This window comes from Streptomyces sp. NPDC005811 (assembly GCF_040630405.1).
Lineage (GTDB): Bacteria > Actinomycetota > Actinomycetes > Streptomycetales > Streptomycetaceae > Streptomyces.
This window is the reverse complement of sequence record NZ_JBEXXK010000034.1, coordinates 1-18,342: the sequence shown is the minus strand read 5'-3', so window position 1 is coordinate 18,342 and position 18,342 is coordinate 1. Positions and strand designations below refer to the sequence as shown.

Genomic DNA, 18,342 nt, shown 5'->3' with positions numbered 1-18,342 from the left:
TGGGCCGGCGGGGCCACCGATACTGGGGGCATGTCGACGGCCCCCGGCACCGTGCTGGTCGTGGAGGACGAGCCGAGCATCGCGGACGTCCTCGCCATCGCGCTGCGCTACCACCGCTTCGAGGTCATGACCGCGGGCACGGTCCGTGAGGCCCTCGCCCTCGCCGACCGCACCCGGCCCGACGTCGCGCTGCTCGACGTCATGCTGCCCGACGGCGACGGCCGGGCGCTCGGGCGGGAACTGCGCGGGCGGCGGCCCGACCTGGCGCTGGTGTTCCTCACCGCGCGCGACGCGCCGGCCGAGATCGTCGGCGCGCTCGGCTTCGGGGACGACTACATCACCAAGCCGTTCGACATCGACGTGGTGATCGCCCGGATCACCGCGGTGCTGCGCCGCACCCGCCCGGCGGACGTCCTGCCGCAGCGCCCTCCGCTGCGCTACGGCGAGCTGGAGCTGGACGAGACGACGTACAGCGTGCGCCGCGCGGGCCGCTCGGTGGAGCTGACCCCGACGGAGTACGCGCTGCTGCGCTTCCTGGTGCGCAACGGCGGCCGGATCGTGCCCAAGGAGCAACTCCTGCGCCATGTCTGGCAGTACGAGCACACCCCGCCGGAGTCGACGGTGGTCGAGACCTACATCAGCTATCTGCGGCGCAAGCTGGACACCCTGGGCCCGCCGGTGATCACCACCCGGCGGGGCGTGGGGTACGGACTGGCATGAGGAGGCCGCGGGCCCTGCGGTGCGGGCGGGGCATGCACTCGCTGCGGGTGAAGCTGACGCTGGCGAACGTGGCGCTGCTGGCGATCGGGATCGTCGCGGCGACCGCGGTGAGCCTGGTGGGGATGCGGCACTACCTGCTGGACCAGATCGACACCCAGCTGATCAAGACCCGGGACTCGATCGCCGGTACGGGGCTCACCCTGCGGAAGCTGGACTCGCTGTCGGCGCTGAGCTTCCTGCGCGACCGGATGGCGCCCGGGGAGAGCGACGAGGAGTCCACGGCGGACACGGTGTTCACCGCGGTGGACTCCACCGGGCGGCCCGTGTCGCTGTTCGGTGTGCCGCCGACCGCGGCCCAGAGCGACCTCGCCGAGGCGGTGCGCGACCCGCACGCGCTCACCCTCGCCGCCGGTCCGGGCGATGTCAGCATGCGCGGCGCGTCGTACCGGGTGACGGCCACCCGGCTCGGGGACGGCACCTACGTCCTGATGGCGACCTCCACCGAGGCCCTGCACCAGGGCATCACCAAGGCCCTCAAGCTCGATCTCGCCGTCGGCACCCTGCTGCTGGCGCTCCTCGCCTGTCTGACGCTGTTCAGCGTGCGGCGGCGGATGCGGCCGCTGGAGGACATGGTGGAGACGTCGTCGGCGATCGCGGAGGGCGATCTGACCCGCCGGGTGCCCTCCAGCCGGGAGACCAGCCTGGAGGTGGAGCAGCTGCGGCTCGCCCTGAACTCCATGCTCCACCAGGTGGAGGCGGCGTACCGCACGCGCGAGCGCAGCGCGGGCCAGCTGCGCCGGTTCGTCGCCGACGCCTCGCACGAGCTGCGCACCCCGCTGTCCGCGATCCGCGGCTATCTCCAGCTGTACGACCAGGGGATGCTGCGGGAGCCGGAGGAGCGCAAGCGGGCCTGGGACCGGATGAACGGCGAGGTGGACCGGATGGGCCGGCTCGTCGACGAACTGCTCACGCTGGCCCGGCTGGACCAGCGGCCCGAGCTGCGGCTGCGGAACGTGGACGTGAGCCGGCTGGTGCGGGACGCGGCCGAGGACCTGCGGGCGCAGCAGCCGGACCGGCCCGTCGCGGTCCACGCGGACGGGACCATGCTGGTGCGGGCCGACGAGTCGGGGCTGCGCCAGGTGCTGGGCAACCTGGTGGCCAACGTCCGCACGCACACGCCCGCGGAGGTGCCGGTCCGGCTCGGTGTGGAGCGCGTGGACGGGATCGTCCGGCTGTCGGTACGCGACGAGGGGCCGGGCCTCACGTCGGAGGACGCGGCGCGGGTCTTCGACCGCTTCTTCCGCGCGGGCGGCGGCGCGGGCAGCGGCCTGGGCCTGGCGATAGTGCAGGGCGTGGTCCGCGCCCACGGCGGCGAGGTGACCGTCCACACGGCCCCGGGCGAGGGCCTGGACGTCAGGGTGGAACTCCCGACCCGCCCGAAGTCCTGCGTCTGACCGATTGGTTCTAGGTGCTCGCCAGGACCAGGGCCCAGACCGTCTTGCCGTGGTGGCCTCTGGTCCAGACGCCCCAGGCGGTGGACAGGTGTTCCACGAGGTGCAGGCCTCTGCCGTGTTCCTCGCCTTCGGTGACCGGCCGCAGGCGGGGTTCCCGGTGGTCCTCGTCGGAGACCTCGATGAGGCAGGAGCCGTCCGCGAGCGCGGTGACCGCCACCTCGAACTCCCGCTCCCGCAGGGGCCCGTGGCGGATGACGTTGGTGGCCAGCTCGGACACCACGAGGACCGCGTCGGTCAGCGCCCGGTCGTCCGGGCCGTGCCCCCAGTCGGCCAGATGGTCCCGCACCCGGCGCCGGGCCAGCCCGACGGACGCCGGATGCCGGGGCAGCCGGAAGGAGTTGCGTCTCAGCACGTCTGCTCCTCACCCCGCGCACAGCTCCGTCACATCGCACCCCGACGGGTGACTGCCCGCGCCGGTGGGGACGCATGCCCGAACGGGCCGGATCCGCCTGACGGACCGGCCCCTCGGGTCACTCCTGCGGTGGGTGGGTCCGGGGGGTCAGATCCAGTCCAGGGACCACAGCCGGAACACGCCGTTGCCGTCGGCCAGATACTGGCCGCCGCCGATGCTGGCGTCGGCGACGACGTACTCCTTGCGCTGCCACAGCGGGATCACCGGCACCTCGTCGGCGACGGTCTGCTGGAGGCCCTTGAAGTCGTCGGCGACCTGGCTGCGGTCGGCGTACTGCTGGCTGTTGGTGATGTAGCCGTCGACGGCCTTGTTGCTGAAGCCGGTGTTCATGGTGGAGTCGGTGCCGACGAGCGGACCCGCGTAGGTGTCCGGGTCGGGATAGTCGGCGACCCAGCCGACCGCGTACGCGTCGAGCTTGCCGCTCGCCCAGCGTTTCTGGAAGTCGGTCCACTCGTAACCCTTGACGTTCACCTTGAACAGACCGGACGCCTCGAGCTGCCGCTTGAGCTCCTTCGCCTCGGCCTCGGCGGCACCGCTGCCCAGGCCGTAGCCGTAGGTGAAGCTGACCGGGGTGCTGACGCCGGCCTGCTGAAGCAGCGCGCGGGCCTTCGCCGCGCTCGGCTTGGGGTAGGTGTCGAAGAAGGACGTCGTGTGGCCGGTGAGTCCGGCCGGGATGAGCGAGTACAGCGGGTCGACCGTGCCGTCGTACACGGTCGCGGCGAGCTTCTCGCGGTCGACCAGCCAGGCCAGCGCCCTGCGCACGTCCACCGAGTGCAGCGGCGAGGACGCGCGGGTGTTGAAGTACAGGTTGCGGGTGTCGGAGCTGTCGGCCTCGGTGACCCGCATGTCGGGGTCGCTGGCGTTGAGGGAGGCGAGGACGGCGGGCGGCAGCTGCCGGGTCGCCACGTCGACCTCCTTGGCCTTCCACCCCTTCTCCAGGGCGTCCGGGTCGGCGTAGTAGCGCAGTTCGACGGGCGCGCCGGTCTTCACCGCGCCGCGGTAGCGGGTGTTGGGTTCGAGGTGGGCCCGCTTGCCCTTCGTGTACGACGTCAGCGTGTACGGGCCGGTGCCGTCGACGCCGGTGCCGAGTCGCAGGCCGTCGGCCGCGTAGCGGGTGTGGTCCACGATCGACCCGGCGCCGGTGGCCACCTTGAACGGGAAGGTGGCGTCCGGGGTCGTCAGATGGAACGTGACCTTCAGCCCGTCCGCGTCCACCGACTTCAGGGTGGACAGCAGCGAGGCGGGCCCCACATCGGCGTTGATCTTCTTGACCCGGTCGAAGGAGAACTTCACGTCCTCGGCGGTCACCTTGCGACCGCTGGGGAAGGTGAGGTCGTCCCGCAGCTCGCAGATGTACGTCGTCAGGCCGCCGCGCGGGAAGGAACAGCTCTTGGCGGCGTCCGGGACGGGCGAGACGCCGCCCGGCTCGTACGTCAGCAGCGACTGGAAGACGTTGTTGAACAACGCCCAGGAACCGGCGTCGTAGGCGCCCGCCGGATCGAGTGACGTGATGGTGTCCGTCGTGCCCACGGTGATGGTGGCTTCGCTGTCCTCCTGCGACGGCAGCAACTGCCAGCCGCCCACTCCGACGACGGCGAGAACCAGCAGTGCCACGAGGATCCGCATGCGAACCGAGCGCATGGTGATGTCCTGCCTCCCCCGGGCCACAAGAGGGCCCAGTACTACACAGAAAGCCACCCCCCTTGGTGGCGGGGCTCACCTAACCACACGTGTTTCAGCGGGCGGAAGAGACTTCTGGGTAGATGAGAAAGAACTTACCGACGCCGTGTTTCCACCGGATTTCACAGCCAACTCCCAGACTCCGGCTCACGCCTGACGGGACGCCAGCTCGATCACCGTGATGTCCGAGGGCGCGCCCACGCGGGTGGGCGGCCCCCAGGCGCCGGCGCCCCGGGAGACATAGAGCTGGGTGTCGCCGTAGCGGTCCAGACCGGCCAGGGTCGGGTTCGCCGCCTCGGCGATCAGGTTGCCGGGGAAGAGCTGGCCGCCGTGGGTGTGGCCGGAGAGCTGGAGGTCGACGCCGTGGCGTACGGCGTCGTGGATCTGGACGGGCTGATGGGCCAGGAGCACGCACGCGCGCGTGGTGTCGCGGTCGCCGAGGGCCTTGTCGAAGTCGGGGCCCTGGCCCTCGCTCTCACCTGCGATGTCGTTGACGCCGGCCAGGTCGAACCAGGGGAGTTCGGTGCGCTCGTTCTCCAGGGGGTCGATCCCGAGGCGGCGCACCTCCTCGACCCACTGGGCGGCGCCGGAGAAGTACTCGTGGTTGCCGGTGACGAAGAAGCTGCCGTGCCGGGCCCGCAGCCGGGCGAGCGGGGCGGCGGCCGGACCCAGGTCCTTCACACTGCCGTCGACGAGGTCGCCGACGACGGCGATCAGATCGGGCTGGGTGCCGTTGATCGTGTCGACGACCTTCCGCGCGAAGTCCCGGCCGAGGACCGGGCCGAGGTGGATGTCGCTGACGACCGCGATCCGGTAGCCGTGCGCGGTGCGCGGAAGCTTGGCCAGCGGGACGGTGACCCGCTTCACCTTCGGACCGCGCAGCACCCCGTAGGTACCGGCGCCGACGGTCCCCACGGCCACGGCGGCGGCCGCGCCGCCGACCACCCGGGAGACGAAGAGACGCCGCGAGGGCGCACGATTTTCGGCCGCTTCGAGAACGGGGCCGGGCCCTTCGCTCCGCGTGGGAGCGGCGCGGGGCCCTTCGGTTGCGGGAGCGGCGCGGGGCCCTTCGGTCTGTGTGGGGGCGGGGGCGAGCCCTTCGGGCTGCGTGGAGGCGGGGCCGGACTCTCCCGCCTCCGCGGGGGCGGGCTCTCCTCCCTCCGCGGGGCCGGGCTCTCCCGCCTCCGCAGGGGCGGGCTCTCCTCCCTCTGCGGGGGCGGGCCGCCCGGGCGGTGGCTCCTGGGTGGTCCCGGCTTGGGGCGGTCCGGCCGGACCGCTACGGGCCCCCGCCGGGACCGGGACCGGCTTCGGCTGCCCGGCGCGGGCCCGTCGGTCCAGGAAGCGGCGCAGCAGGGGGCGTACGAGCTCGCCCGCCACGACCCCCAGCAGCAGGTAGATCGACAGCGCGAGCCACAGGAAGCCCGGCCAGGCCAGGGTGCGCTGGAGCCAGAAGGGGGCGCCGGTGCGCTCCGCGACGAGGGCGCCGATCGCCAGGGCCCAGCCGCCCGCGATCAGCACGGCGCCGCCCCGGCGCGCCCGGCCGGGCCGACGGGTGGTGTCGCGGAACAGACGGCGCCACAGGTACCAGTTGGCGCCGACCAGGACCGTCAGCGCGAGCAGCGCGAAGAGGATCACCATCGGCTATGACGTCCGGCGCAGTGCGCGCAGACCGCGCAACCCGATGACCCCGATGGCCGTCCCCAATACGAAGGAGACGACGGCGAGCGTCAGGTGCACCCAGAAGTACGCGGTGGGATGCCCGTCGTCGAAGGCGAGACCGCTGCCGTCCTTGACCAGATTCTTGACGAAAGTGACCCAGATGACCCAGCTCCACACCCCGAAGGCGAGCAGGAACCAGGAGAGGGGGCGGCTGAGCTTCATGGGTTCAGTATCACCGTCGGGTGTCCGGTTCGATGACCGGGGTGGGGAGGGCGGCGGGACTTCCCGTCGGCCGCCAGGTACGTTCTGCGTCGTGCCCGCACCCATGAAGCAGACCGTCAGGCGATCCCTGCTGGTCACCGCAGCGTCCCTCACCTCTCTCGCGCTGACCGCGCCCGTCTCCCTCGCCGCGCCGAGTCCCACCCCCTCCAAGAGCCCGTCCCCCTCGGCCACTCCGCCGGCGGCCATGTCCTCGGTCGGCGGCGCCCGGCTCGGGCAGGCCGGGACGCAGGTGGCGCTCGCCGGGGACGCGCCGGTGGTGCCGAAGGACCTCACCGCGCGGTCGTGGATCGTCGCGGACGCCGAGTCGGGCGACGTGCTGGCGGCGCACAACGCGCACTGGCGGCTGCCCCCGGCGAGCACGATGAAGATGCTGTTCGCGGACACCGTGCTGCCGAAGTTCCCGAGGACCACCGAGCACAAGGTGGTGCCGAAGGACCTGGCGGGCATCGGGTCGGGCTCCAGCCTGGTGGGGATAAAGGAGGACGAGACGTACTCGGTGCACGATCTGTGGCTGGGTGTGTTCCTGCGCTCCGGCAACGACGCCGTGCATGTGCTGTCGTCGATGAACGGCGGGGTCGCGGGCACGGTCAAGGAGATGAACCAGCACGCCGAGGAGCTCCAGGCCCTCGACACGCACGTGGTCTCGCCCGACGGCTACGACGCGCCCGGCCAGGTCTCCTCCGCGTACGACCTGACGCTGATCGCGCGGTCGGGGCTGCAGAAGAAGGACTTCCGGGAGTACTGCTCGACCGTCACGGCCAAGTTCCCGGGCGAGACGAAGAAGAACAAGAAGGGCAAGAAGGTCCGTTCGTCCTTCGAGATCCAGAACACCAACCGGCTGCTGGCCGGCGACTACGACATCTCGCAGTACCCGGGCATCGCGGGCGTCAAGAACGGCAACACCACCAACGCGGGCGCGACCTTCACCGGGGTGGCCGAGCGGGCCGGGCGGGTGCTGCTCGTCACGGTGATGAACCCGGAGAAGAGCGACCACAACGAGGTCTACAAGGAGAGCGCCAAGCTGTTCGACTGGGGGTTCGCGGCGGCCGGGAAGGTGACGCCGGTGGGCGAGCTGGTCCCGCCGCGGGGGGCGGCTCCCACCGCGCAGGCCAGTGCGCAGCCGGGCGCGAACCCGTCCTCCGGCGCGTCCTCCGGGGCCGGCCGGGGCGGCACCTCGCAGCAGCCGGTGGCGAGCGCGGTCGCCGACGACGGCGCGCGCGGCATGTGGACCGCGCTGGGCATCACCGGCGGGGTGCTGGTGCTGCTGGCCGCCGGCGCGTACGTCGTCAACCGCCGCTGGCCCCTCCCGGATCTGGTACGCCGTCGCCGGTGACGTCCTCGTCGAACGCGCTGTCAGGTGCACTTCCCGTCGCCGTCCACGCGGCGCTGTACAGGACCAGTTTCGAGGTGAAGTTGATCCACAGGAGCAGGGCGATGGGGACGCCGAACGCGCCGTACATGCTCTTGCCCGCCACGTTCTGCATATAGCCGCTGAGCAGCAGCTTGAGCAGTTCGAAGCCGACCGCGCCGATCAGCGCGGCGACGATCAGGCGGCGGCGGGTGGGCTCGACGCCGGGCAGCAGGGTCAGGACGTAGAGGAGGAGCAGGAAGTCGGCGAGGACGGCGATGGTGAAGGCGGCGACCCGCAGCAGGATGCCGCCCCAGCCCGCCTTGTCGATGCCGAGGGCGTCGGTGATCCGGCCGACCAGGGCGGAGGCGACGGTGGAGATGGCGAGGGTGACCAGGACCGCGCCGCCGAGGCCGACCAGGATGCCCGCGTCCTTGCCCTTGCTCAGGACCGGGTTCTCCTCCTGGTCGGGCAGCTCCCACACCGCCCGCAGACAGTCCCGCATCTGACCGACCCAGCCGATGCCGGTGAACAGCAGCAGGGCGCCGGCGATGAGGCCGACGGTGCCGGCGTTCTGCACCAGGTTGTGGATGTCGAGCTGGTCGGAGATGCCGGGGACCTGGTCGGCGATCTTGTTCTGGAGTTCCTGCTGCTGGGACTCGCTGAGGGTGGCGGCGGCGATCGCGGCGGCCAGGGTGAGCAGCGGGAACAGCGCGATGAAGCTGATGAACGTCATCGCGGCGGCGAGCCGGGTCCATTTCACCCGGTCCAGGCGTTCGTACGACCGCCACGCGTGCGTGGCCATGAGGCGGGTGACCCACGGCCCGACACCGGGAAGCTTCTTCAGCCAGTCCATGATCCGACTCTGCCCTGCTCGGCGGGAATGACGCGGAAGACCGGGGTCCGAGTACCCCGGATGCCGTGGGCCATTTCGGGGAGAAAAGGGATGTTTCCCAAGGGGTCGCGCAAGAACCGGCGATACGGTCGCCCCCATGCCTGAAGCCTTCGGTCTCCCCCGGTCCCTCCTCGTCCTCGGCGGTACGTCGGAGATCGCACTGGCGACCGCGCGCCGGCTGATCGCACGCCGCACCCGCACGGTGTGGCTGGCCGGACGCCCTTCCCCCGCCCTGGAGTCGGCCGCCGCCGATCTGCGCGCCCTCGGCGCCGACGTCCGTACGGTCGCCTTCGACGCCCTCGAACCCGACCGCCACGAGACCGTCCTCGGCACGGTGTTCGCGCAGGGCGCCGTCGATCTCGTGCTGCTCGCCTTCGGTGTCCTCGGCGACCAGGCGCACGACGAGCGCGCCCCCTCGGCCGCGGTGCGGGTCGCGCAGACCAACTACACCGGCGCGGTGTCGGCGGGCCTGGTGAGCGCCCACGCGCTCCAGACGCAGGGCCACGGGGCGCTCGTCGTGCTCTCCTCCGTCGCCGGGGAGCGGGCCCGCCGCTCGGATTTCATCTACGGCTCCAGCAAGGCCGGGCTGGACGCGTTCGCGCAGGGGCTGGGGGACGCGTTGCAGGGGACCGGCGTGCACGTCATGGTCGTACGGCCCGGGTTCGTGCGGACGCGGAGGACGGCGGGACGCCCCGAGGCGCCGCTCGCGACCACGCCGGAGGAGGTGGCGGCGGCGGTGGAACTGGGGTTGCGGCGGCGGTCGGAAGTGGTGTGGGTGCCGGGGGCGTTGAGGGTGGTCATGGCGGGGTTGCGGCATGTCCCTCGGGGGGTGTTCCGGCGGCTGCCCGTCTGAGTCCTCAGCGTGTCGGCAGGGAATCCCGGTCCGTGTGGGCCGTCTGCGGGGGGATCATCGGACCGCCGAAGGTGTACTCGCGGAGCTGGCGCCAGACCCCGTCGGGGCCCTGTTCGTGGAGGGCGAAGCCGGTGCAGGACCAGTCGGCCTCGTAGCCGGAGAGGTCCTCGAAGGCCCGGTCCATGGCCTCCTCGTCGATGCCGTGCGCCACGGTGACGTGCGGGTGGTACGGGAACAGCAGCTCGCGCACCAGCGGACCGGAGGGGTCCCGGACGAGCTGCTGGAGCCAGGCGCAGACCTCGGCGCCCTCGACGAGCTTCAGGTACACCACCGGCGACAGCGGGCGGAAGGTGCCGGTGCCGCACAGCCGCATCGGGAAGGGGCGGCCGGTCGTGGCGACCTCGATGAGGTGGGCGTCGACGGCCGGCAGGTCGCTCGCCTCGATCTCCGTCGGCGGCAGCAGCGTGACATGCGTGGGGATGCCGTGAGCAGCGGCGTCGCCGAAGCCCGTGCGCCGCTCCTGGAGCAGGCTGCCGTGAGGCTCCGGGACCGCGATCGACACGCCGATCGTTACGGTCCCCACGTCGTCTCCTGTCGTCATGTCCGATGAGATGCCGGCGAGCTGCCGGTGAGGTGCCGGGTTCGTACTCAGTCGTCTCAGTCGTACGGCTATCGACTGTACGGCCACGGCTGTGCTCTGGGCAGGCGCAGAGGAAGTGATGTGCAGCGCTCTGCCCGGAGGAACGTGTGTGCGGTGCGCCCCGGGTGCTCCCGAGCGCCTTCAGTGCTTCGCGGGCAGGAAGCCGACCCTCTCGTACGCCTGGGAGAGCGTCTCCGCGGCGACGGCACGGGCCTTCTCGGCGCCCTTGGCGAGGATCGAGTCCAGCGTCTCCGGGTCGTCCAGGTACTGCTGGGTGCGGTCCCGGAACGGGGTGACGAAGTCGACGACGACGTCCGCTAGGTCGGTCTTCAGGGCGCCGTACATCTTGCCCTCGTACTCCTGCTCCAGCTGCGCGACGCTCTTGCCGGTGAGGGTGGAGTAGACGGTGAGCAGGTTGCTGACGCCCGGCTTGTTCTCCAGGTCGTAGCGGACGACCGTGTCGGTGTCCGTGACCGCGCTCTTGACCTTCTTCGCGGTGGCCTTCGGGTCGTCGAGCAGGTTGATGAGGCCCTTCGGCGTGGACGCCGACTTGCTCATCTTGATCGACGGGTCCTGGAGGTCGTAGATCTTCGCCGTCTCCTTGAGGATGTACGGCTTCGGGATGGTGAAGGTCGCGCCGAAGCGGCCGTTGAAGCGCTCGGCGAGGTCACGGGTCAGCTCGATGTGCTGGCGCTGGTCCTCGCCGACCGGGACCTCGTGGGCCTGGTAGAGCAGGATGTCGGCGACCTGGAGGATCGGGTACGTGAACAGGCCGACGCTGGCGCTCTCGGCGCCCTGGCGGGCGGACTTGTCCTTGAACTGGGTCATCCGGGACGCCTCGCCGAAGCCGGTGAGGCAGTTCATGACCCAGGCGAGCTGGGCGTGCTCGGGGACGTGGCTCTGCACGAAGAGGGTGCAGCGCTCGGGGTCCAGACCGGCCGCGAGGAGCTGGGCGGCGGCCAGCCGGGTGTTGGCCGTGAGGTCCTTCGGGTCCTGCGGGACCGTGATCGCGTGCAGGTCGACGACCATGTAGAAGGCGTCGTGGGACTCCTGGAGGGCCACCCACTGGCGGACGGCGCCGAGGTAGTTGCCCAGGTGGAACGAGCCGGCGGTGGGCTGGATGCCGGAGAGCACGCGGGGTCGGTCTGAGGCCATGTTCATCATTGTCTCAGAGAGCGGTGAGTGGTTTCGGTGCGTGGGTTTCGGTGGGCGGGGAAGCTGCGGCGCCGTGGTGGCTGGTCGCGCAGTTCCCCGCGCCCCTAAAAACACCTTCAGCCGAGGTCGATTTCCGGGTACAGCGGGAAGCCCGCGACCAGGTCCGTCGCGCGCTGGGAGATCTCCTCCGCCACCTTCGCGTCCAGGACGTGGGACGCCTTGCTCGGCGCGCCGGACTTCGTCGTGCCCTGCTCGGTGGTGGTGAGGACGCGGTCGATCAGGCCCGCGACCTCGTCCATCTCCGCCGTGCCGAGACCGCGCGTGGTCAGGGCCGGGGTGCCGATGCGGATGCCCGAGGTGTACCAGGCGCCGTTCGGGTCGGCGGGGATCGCGTTGCGGTTGGTGACGATGCCCGAGTCGAGGAGGGCGGCCTCGGCCTGGCGGCCGGTGAGGCCGTAGGAGGAGGCGACGTCGATCAGGTTGAGGTGGTTGTCGGTGCCGCCGGTGACCAGGGTTGCGCCCCGGCGCGTCAGGCCCTCGGCCAGCGCGCGGGAGTTGTCGACGATCCGCCGGGCGTAGTCCTGGAAGGCGGGCTGCCGGGCCTCGGCCAGGGCGACGGCCTTGGCGGCCATCACGTGCGGGAGCGGGCCGCCGAGGACCATCGGGCAGCCGCGGTCGACCTGGTCCTTGAGGGAGTCGTCGCACAGGACCATGCCGCCGCGCGGGCCGCGCAGGGACTTGTGGGTGGTCGTGGTGACGATCTGGGCGTGCGGGACCGGGTCGAAGTCGCCGGTCAGGACCTTGCCGGCGACCAGGCCCGCGAAGTGCGCCATGTCGACCATGAGGGTCGCGCCGACCTCGTCGGCGATCTCGCGCATGATCCGGAAGTTCACCAGGCGGGGGTACGCGGAGTAGCCGGCGACGACGATCAGCGGCTTGAACTCCCGGGCCTGGGCGCGCAGGGCGTCGTAGTCGATGAGGCCGGTCGCCGGGTCGGTGCCGTAGGAGCGCTGGTCGAACATCTTGCCGCTGATGTTCGGGCGGAAGCCGTGGGTGAGGTGGCCGCCCGCGTCCAGGGACATGCCGAGCATGCGCTGGTTGCCGAAGGCCTGGCGCAGCTCGGCCCAGTCGGCCTCGGTGAGGTCGTTGACCTGGCGGACGCCGGTCTTCTCCAGGAAGGGGACCTCGACGCGGTCGGCGAGGACGGCCCAGAAGGCGACCAGGTTGGCGTCGATGCCGGAGTGCGGCTGGACGTAGGCGTGGCGGGCGCCGAAGAGTTCGCGGGCGTGCTCGGCGGCGAGCGCCTCGACCGTGTCGACGTTGCGGCAGCCGGCGTAGAAGCGGCGGCCGACGGTGCCCTCGGCGTACTTGTCGCTGAACCAGTTGCCCATCGCGAGGAGGGTGGCCGGGGAGGCGTAGTTCTCGGAGGCGATCAGCTTGAGCATCTCGCGCTGGTCGTGGACCTCCTGGCCGATGGCGTCGGCGACGCGCGGCTCGACGGCGCGGATCACGTCGAGGGCGGCGCGGAAGGCGGTGGACTCGGTGGACAGGGGTGCGGACTCGGCAGACATTCGGGACCTCCGGACATGCGTTCGGCGTTCACGGTTCGGCCCAGGCGCACGGCACTCTGCTGCTCACGAGCCGCTCCCCGATGGTCCGTCCCATCCCAGCGCGCCAGTCACGGCCCGCCGTCAGCCTACCGGCCGCGGGTGGCGGGGAAGGCGCCGCGTCCACCATGCGAGCGACCCGGGAAGAGCGCACGCTGGAGGTCCCGGGAGGTCCCGTGACCACGACCGAGGCGCTGATCGCCGCCGCCGACGCGCACAGCGCGCACACCTATCACCCGCTGCCGGTGGTGATCGCCACGGCCGAGGGGGCGTGGATGACGGATGTACGGGGGCGGCGGTACCTGGATCTGCTGGCGGGCTACTCGGCGCTGAACTTCGGGCACGGCAACCGGCGGCTGGTCGAGGCGGCGAAGGCGCAGCTGGAGCGGGTGACGCTGACGTCGAGGGCGTTCCACCACGACCGGTTCGCCGCGTTCTGCACCGAGCTGGCCGCGCTGTGCGGCAAGGAGATGGTGCTGCCGATGAACACGGGCACGGAGGCGGTGGAGACGGCCGTGAAGACCGCCCGGAAGTGGGGCTACCGGGTGAAGGGGGTCCCGGCGGAGACGGCGAAGATCGTCGTCGCCGGTCACAACTTCCACGGCCGTACGACGACGGTCGTCAGCTTCTCCACCGACCCCGAGGCCCGGGCGGACTACGGGCCGTACACGCCCGGCTTCGCGATCGTCCCGTACGGGGACGTCACCGCGATGCGGGCGGCGGTGACCGACAACACGGTGGCGGTGCTGCTGGAGCCGGTCCAGGGCGAGGCGGGGGTGATCGTCCCGCCGGCGGGCTATCTGCCGGCGGTGCGGGAGCTGACCCGGCAGCGCGGGGTGCTGTTCGTCGCCGACGAGATCCAGTCGGGGCTCGGCCGGACGGGGCGGACCTTCGCGTGCGAGCACGAGGGCGTCGTACCGGATGTGTATGTGCTGGGGAAGGCGCTCGGGGGCGGGATCGTGCCCGTGTCGGCGGTGGTGGCGGACGCGGCGGTGCTCGGGGTGTTCCGGCCCGGGGAGCACGGGTCGACGTTCGGCGGGAACCCCCTCGCGTGCGCGGTCGCGCTGGAGGTGATCGCGATGCTGCGGACGGGCGAGTACCAGGAGCGGGCCGCGCTGCTCGGGGAGCGGCTGCACCGGGGGCTGGGGGCGCTGGCCGGCACCGGGCGGGTGACGGCGGTGCGGGGGCGCGGGCTGTGGGCGGGCGTGGACATGGCTCCGGAGTTCGGGTCGGGGCGGGAGGTGGCGGAGCGGCTGATGGGCCGGGGCGTCCTGGTGAAGGACACCCGCGGCCCGACGATCCGCATCGCACCGCCCCTGGTCATCACCGAACGGGACCTGGACTGGGGGCTGGAGCAGCTCGGGGCGGTGCTGGGGGGCTAGGTGGAGGATGCGGGACCGGGGTCAGCCGGTGGTCCACTTCTGGTTGGCGCCGCCCGAGCAGGTCCAGATCTGGAGCCGGGTCGCGTTGGCCGGGTTGTTGCCGGTCACGTCCAGGCACTTGTCGGCCTGGGGGTTGACGATGTCGTTCGCCCCGCTGACGGCCCACTTCTGGTTGGGGCCGCCGGTGCAGTCCCAGAGCTGGACCGTGGAGCCGTCGGCGGTGCCGTTGCCGGTGACGTCCAGGCACTTGCCGAGCGCGCGGATCGTGCCGTCGGAGCCCACGGTCCACTGCTGGGCGGCGGTGCCGTTGCAGTCGTAGAGCTGTACGGGTGTCCCGTTGGCGGAGTTCGCGCCGGCGACGTCCACGCACTTGCCGGCCAGACCCCTGATCGGCGCGCCGGTGGACGTGCCGCCGGTCGTCACCGACACCGAGTCGACCACCAGTTGCTGCGGGAACGCGGTGGAGGCGTCCGGGTCGCCCGGCCAGTAGCCGCCCACGGCGAGGTTCAGGATCAGGAAGAACGGCTTGTCGAACACCCAGGTCCGGCCGCCCAGGTCGGCCGGGGTGCGGCGCTCGTAGACGGTGCCGTCCACGGACCAGGTGAGCGCGCCGGGTGCCCAGTCCACCGCGAAGGTGTGGAAGGCGTCGGCGAAGACCTGGCCGCCCGGCAGCGTGTAGGCGGCGCCGATGCCGCCCGAGCCCGAGTAGCCGGGGCCGTGGACGGTGCACGGTGGAGGGCTCGAAGCCGGAGAACTGAAGTTCCCGAATCGAATGCGTGACCTTCATGGGTGGTGCTCGTTTCCCATGGCGACGGGGTATTCGAGTGAGTCCGGACGGGGGTGGCAGGGTGGGTGAGCTGCGGAGCATTGCGGCGTCGTTCGTTGCGTCCGGTCCAAGTGGTGTGGCCGTCCGGACCCGTCTCAAGGGGCTGACGCTGGGAGATGAGGAGGTGTTGCGTCTGGTGGGGGCGCATCTGGGGTCGTTGGCTTCGAGGGATCTCAAGGCGCGCTGCCGGGACGGCCTGGAGCATTCCGGGGAGGCGTGGGCGGTGCGGAAGCGGGAGCTGACACCTGCCTCGTCGTCACGGTGGGCGGGCAGTATCACCAAGGCCACGCACGATCAGTGGGCGCTGGCCCGCCGCTGCCAGCTGGTGTACGTCCAGAACTTGGAAGCGGGCATCCACACGAACGAGGACCGGCTGGCGCTGCCGGTCGGGCAGAAGGGGACGAAGACGGCGCCCGGGGGTTACCGGTCCCAGCGGGAATGGCACGCCAAGTCGCGGCGGCTGCATGTACTGGAGGACCGGCTGACCGCCGCGCGGGCGGACCGCGAGGCCGGTGTTGTGCGCGTCGTGCGCGGCGGCAAACAGCTGGCCCGCACCCGCCACCACCTGGAGGCGGCCCAGCTGACCGAGTCGGCCTGGCGTGGGCGGTGGGAGGCAGAGCGCTGGTTCTGCCAGGCGGACGGGGAGTCCGGCAAGCGGTACGGCAACGAGACGATCCGCGTCAGCCCCGACGGCGAGGTCAGCATCAAACTCCCTACGCCACTCGCGCATCTCGCCAACGCCGCGCACGGCCGGTACGTCCTTGCCTGCCGGGTGACGTTCGCGCACCGGGGCGGGGAGTGGGCGGATCGTGTCGTGGCCAACCGGGCCATCGCCTACCGCATCCACCTCGATACGAGGCGGGGGCGCTGGTATGTGACCGCGTCCTGGCAGATCCCGCCCACCCCCACGCTTCCGATCGAGGCGGCCCTCGCCCACGGTGTGATCGGCGTCGACATGAACGCCGATCACCTGGCTGCCTGGCGCCTGGACACCCACGGCAACCCAATGGGTGCGCCGCGCCGCTTCTCCTACGACCTGACCGGTACCGCCGTGCACCGGGACGCCCAGGTCCGCCACGCCCTCACCCGCCTCCTGCACTGGGCCCGAACCTGCGGTGTGAAGGCGGTCGCGGTGGAGGATTTGGACTTCGCCGCGGAGAAGACCCGGGAGAAACACGGCCACCGCAAACGCTTCCGCCGGCTGATCTCCGGCATGCCCACCGGCCGCCTCCGCGCCCGGCTGACCTCGATGGCCGACGCCACGGGTATCGCGGTCATCGCGGTGGACCCGGCCTACACCAGCCGCTGGGGCGCCCAGCATTGGCAGAAACCCCTCACCACCACAACACGTAAGACCACTCGCCACGATGCTGCCACCGTGGCGATCGGAAGGCGCGCCCAGGGACACCCGATCCGGCGACGGACGGCACCGCCCCCACACGACCGGAGTGATCGTGCGGGGCATCGGACCGTCCAGGCCGGAACGGTTGTTCCTGGGCGTGAGGGAACCCGCCCCCGCATCCCCGGACCACGGACACGATCCGTCGGCGCCGGACGCGGAGCGAACGCGGGCAACCAGAACGCCCAACACCGTCCGGGGCGTTCGGCCGAGCACGAGACCTGGCAACAGGACTCACTCCCGCTCAGTCTCCAGGAACGGTAGAGCTTGAAGCAGCTGCGGATGAAACGGAGCCGGTGGTCGACGAAGCGGCCGGAGAGCCGGTCGAAGCCGATGTCCTCGACGGGGATGAACGCCGTGTCGAGGCCCGCCTGTTCGGCTGTCTCCTTGAGGTAGGCGACCGTCATCAGGTCCTCGCCGAGTTCGTCGGCGGTGGAGTGCGCGAAGTAGAGCGGGCCGCCGGGCGGCAGGAGCGGGGCCTGCTTACGCCAGGCCTCGACCAGGCGTTCGTGCAGGGAGTTCAACTGGTCGGCGCCCGGGAAGCGCTCCTCCATCCAGAACCACTGCGGGGAGGCCGCCTCCTAGACGGACGGGAGTTCGGCGCGCCGGTGCCAGGCCTCGGTGACGGCGGCGGCGACGCGCGGGTCGGTGATGCCGAGATCGGCCAGGCGTCCGGCGGTGACCAGGTGGTCCGCCGCCGCCAGACACATCCGGTGCAGCTCCTCGACGGTCTCCTCCAGGGCCTCGACCTCGTCGAGGGTGAAGGCGTAGTACGCGCTCTCGTCCCAGTAGGGGCGCAGGCTGCCGTCGGGGTGGCGGGTGAGCGGGTGGACGAGCCCCTGCTCCTCGACCGTCTCCTGCCAGCCGGGGCGGGGCTCGATGGTGTGGCGCTGCATCGCGTACGGCCGCTCAGCCGCCGCTGCTGCTGCCGGAGCCGGAGCAGCCGAAGCCGCCCCGGTCGACGGCCTCGTTCTTGCCTAAAGATCGGTGAGAGAGCGCGCACACCGGCCCCCCGGTGGGCGCCGCTCGCCTAGAGTCCGTTCGTGCTGTTGGGAATGGTGTGCGCGCTCGGCGCGGCGGTCTGCTTCGGTACGGCGACGGTGTTGCAGGCGATGGCCGCGCGCGCCGCGTCCGGTGGGGGCGGCGGGGAGGCGGCGCTGCTGCTGCGGGCGCTGCGGCAGTGGCGGTACGTGGCGGGGCTCGGCCTGGACGGGCTGGGGTTCGTCCTGCAGATCGCCGCGCTCCGCTCGATCCCGATCTACGCGGTGGCGGCGGCGCTGGCGTCCAGCCTCGCGGTGACGGCGGTGGTGGCGGCCCGGCTGCTGCGGGTGCGGCTGAGCCGCGGCGAGTGGGGCGCGGTGGCCGTGGTCTGCGCGGGGCTCGCCATGCTGGGGCTCGCCTCGGGCACGGAGGGCGAGGAGAGCGGGCCGGCGGTGCTGGAGTGGGTCATGCTCGGCACGGCGGTCGGGGTGCTGCTGCTGGGCGGGTCCGGGGGGCGGCTGCCGGAACGGGGGCGGGCGCTGGTGCTCGGCGTGGGGGCCGGGGTCGGGTTCGGGGTCGTCGAGGTGTCGGTACGGCTGATCGACTCGCTGTCCCCCGCGGACCTCGTCACCGATCCGGCGGTGTACGCGCTGCTGCTGGGCGGCGGGGCCGCGTTCCTGTCGCTCACCTCCGCGCTCCAGCGGGGCTCACCGACGACGGCGACCGCGGGGATGGTGATCGGCGAGACGATCGGGCCCGCGCTGGTCGGGGTGGTGTGGCTGGGCGACCGCACCCGGGAGGGGCTGGCGTGGCTCGCCGTCCTGGGGTTCCTGATCGCGGTGACGGGCGCCCTGACGCTGGCCCGCTTCGGCGAGGCCCCGGAGGAGACCCGGGCCTAGGTCGTGTCCGCAAAGTCAGGGCAGCCAGAGTCGTAGGCAGGCGATGGTGACCAGGGCTTTGTAGTGGCGGGCGCGTTTGTCGTAACGGGT

15 protein-coding genes, 2 pseudogenes and 1 riboswitch are annotated in these 18,342 nt (G+C 71.8%); of the genes and pseudogenes, 7 read left to right on the top strand and 10 right to left on the bottom strand.

All coding sequences use genetic code 11. From position 1 onward, the window contains the following. Nucleotides 1–30 precede the first annotated feature (30 nt). Both ABZ490_RS31575 and ABZ490_RS31570 read left to right on the top strand, forming a co-directional pair. A complete protein-coding gene (locus ABZ490_RS31575) occupies nucleotides 31–720 on the top strand; it encodes a response regulator transcription factor (RefSeq protein ID WP_358997508.1) in 690 nt (229 codons plus the stop codon). Then, on the top strand, nucleotides 717–2,174 hold the full coding sequence (locus tag ABZ490_RS31570; protein WP_358997505.1) for a HAMP domain-containing sensor histidine kinase: 1,458 nt from the start codon (nucleotides 717–719) through the stop codon (nucleotides 2,172–2,174). The genes ABZ490_RS31575 and ABZ490_RS31570 overlap by 4 nt, the downstream gene beginning before the upstream one ends. 10 nt (nucleotides 2,175–2,184) lie before the next feature. Here ABZ490_RS31570 and ABZ490_RS31565 read toward each other — a convergent pair whose 3' ends face one another. The 4 genes from ABZ490_RS31565 to ABZ490_RS31550 all read right to left on the bottom strand — a co-directional run bounded on the left by ABZ490_RS31565 (nucleotide 2,185) and on the right by ABZ490_RS31550 (nucleotide 6,207). After that, nucleotides 2,185–2,586 carry an ATP-binding protein gene (locus tag ABZ490_RS31565; protein ID WP_358997502.1) on the bottom strand — a complete coding sequence of 134 codons (402 nt, stop codon included), beginning with the start codon at nucleotides 2,584–2,586 and terminating at the stop codon, nucleotides 2,185–2,187. Nucleotides 2,587–2,733: 147 nt separating this feature from the next. Further along, nucleotides 2,734–4,287 carry an ABC transporter substrate-binding protein gene (locus ABZ490_RS31560; RefSeq protein WP_358997499.1) on the bottom strand — a complete coding sequence of 518 codons (1,554 nt, stop codon included), beginning with the start codon at nucleotides 4,285–4,287 and terminating at the stop codon, nucleotides 2,734–2,736. Nucleotides 4,288–4,473: 186 nt separating this feature from the next. Continuing rightward, the gene (locus tag ABZ490_RS31555) at nucleotides 4,474–5,964 is read right to left on the bottom strand and encodes a metallophosphoesterase (RefSeq protein WP_358997496.1); all 1,491 of its coding nucleotides are present in this window, start codon (nucleotides 5,962–5,964) and stop codon (nucleotides 4,474–4,476) included. A gap of 3 nt (nucleotides 5,965–5,967) precedes the next feature. Next, complete coding sequence (locus ABZ490_RS31550) at nucleotides 5,968–6,207, bottom strand: hypothetical protein (RefSeq protein WP_358997493.1); 240 nt, start codon at nucleotides 6,205–6,207, stop codon at nucleotides 5,968–5,970. A gap of 91 nt (nucleotides 6,208–6,298) precedes the next feature. Here ABZ490_RS31550 and ABZ490_RS31545 point away from each other — a divergent pair, with 91 nt between their 5' ends. After that, nucleotides 6,299–7,600, top strand: a complete 1,302-nt coding sequence (locus tag ABZ490_RS31545; protein WP_358997490.1) for a D-alanyl-D-alanine carboxypeptidase — start codon at nucleotides 6,299–6,301, stop codon at nucleotides 7,598–7,600. Here the strand turns inward: ABZ490_RS31545 and ABZ490_RS31540 are convergent. Further along, nucleotides 7,554–8,471 (bottom strand): YihY/virulence factor BrkB family protein, encoded by a 918-nt coding sequence (locus tag ABZ490_RS31540; RefSeq protein ID WP_358997487.1) that lies wholly within the window; start codon nucleotides 8,469–8,471, stop codon nucleotides 7,554–7,556. The two genes, ABZ490_RS31545 and ABZ490_RS31540, sit on opposite strands and share 47 nt — an antisense overlap. 136 nt (nucleotides 8,472–8,607) lie before the next feature. Here ABZ490_RS31540 and ABZ490_RS31535 point away from each other — a divergent pair, with 136 nt between their 5' ends. Then, nucleotides 8,608–9,363, top strand: coding sequence for a decaprenylphospho-beta-D-erythro-pentofuranosid-2-ulose 2-reductase (locus ABZ490_RS31535; RefSeq protein WP_358997484.1), 756 nt, complete (start codon nucleotides 8,608–8,610; stop codon nucleotides 9,361–9,363). A 4-nt stretch (nucleotides 9,364–9,367) separates the two neighbouring features. Here ABZ490_RS31535 and ABZ490_RS31530 read toward each other — a convergent pair whose 3' ends face one another. The 3 genes from ABZ490_RS31530 to ABZ490_RS31520 form a co-directional block, all read right to left on the bottom strand. After that, on the bottom strand, nucleotides 9,368–9,946 hold the full coding sequence (locus tag ABZ490_RS31530; protein ID WP_358997481.1) for a 2'-5' RNA ligase family protein: 579 nt from the start codon (nucleotides 9,944–9,946) through the stop codon (nucleotides 9,368–9,370). A gap of 198 nt (nucleotides 9,947–10,144) precedes the next feature. Continuing rightward, on the bottom strand, nucleotides 10,145–11,158 hold the full coding sequence (trpS, locus tag ABZ490_RS31525) for a tryptophan--tRNA ligase (protein WP_055638563.1): 1,014 nt from the start codon (nucleotides 11,156–11,158) through the stop codon (nucleotides 10,145–10,147). A 116-nt stretch (nucleotides 11,159–11,274) separates the two neighbouring features. Beyond that, entirely contained in the window at nucleotides 11,275–12,729 is a 1,455-nt protein-coding gene (locus tag ABZ490_RS31520; RefSeq protein WP_358997476.1) for a glycine hydroxymethyltransferase, read from the bottom strand. A 31-nt stretch (nucleotides 12,730–12,760) separates the two neighbouring features. Next, nucleotides 12,761–12,850, bottom strand: a riboswitch (ZMP/ZTP riboswitch). Between the two features lie 91 nt (nucleotides 12,851–12,941). Here ABZ490_RS31520 and rocD point away from each other — a divergent pair. Beyond that, nucleotides 12,942–14,147, top strand: a complete 1,206-nt coding sequence (gene rocD / locus ABZ490_RS31515; protein WP_358997473.1) for an ornithine--oxo-acid transaminase — start codon at nucleotides 12,942–12,944, stop codon at nucleotides 14,145–14,147. 21 nt (nucleotides 14,148–14,168) lie between these two features. On the opposite strand, the pseudogene ABZ490_RS31510 reads toward rocD, so the two are convergent. Beyond that, nucleotides 14,169–14,895, bottom strand: a pseudogene (locus tag ABZ490_RS31510) (lectin); the annotation flags it as partial. 100 nt (nucleotides 14,896–14,995) lie between these two features. On the opposite strand from ABZ490_RS31510, the gene ABZ490_RS31505 reads away from it, so the two are divergent. After that, a complete protein-coding gene (locus ABZ490_RS31505; RefSeq protein WP_358997471.1) occupies nucleotides 14,996–16,636 on the top strand; it encodes an IS200/IS605 family accessory protein TnpB-related protein in 1,641 nt (546 codons plus the stop codon). Here the strand turns inward: ABZ490_RS31505 and ABZ490_RS31500 are convergent. Then, nucleotides 16,633–17,268, bottom strand: a pseudogene (locus tag ABZ490_RS31500) (glutathionylspermidine synthase family protein); the annotation flags it as partial. The gene ABZ490_RS31505 and the pseudogene ABZ490_RS31500 overlap by 4 nt on opposite strands. A gap of 159 nt (nucleotides 17,269–17,427) precedes the next feature. Between ABZ490_RS31500 and ABZ490_RS31495 the strand changes: the two are divergent. Beyond that, complete coding sequence (locus ABZ490_RS31495) at nucleotides 17,428–18,252, top strand: hypothetical protein (RefSeq protein ID WP_358997759.1); 825 nt, start codon at nucleotides 17,428–17,430, stop codon at nucleotides 18,250–18,252. Nucleotides 18,253–18,342 lie beyond the last annotated feature (90 nt).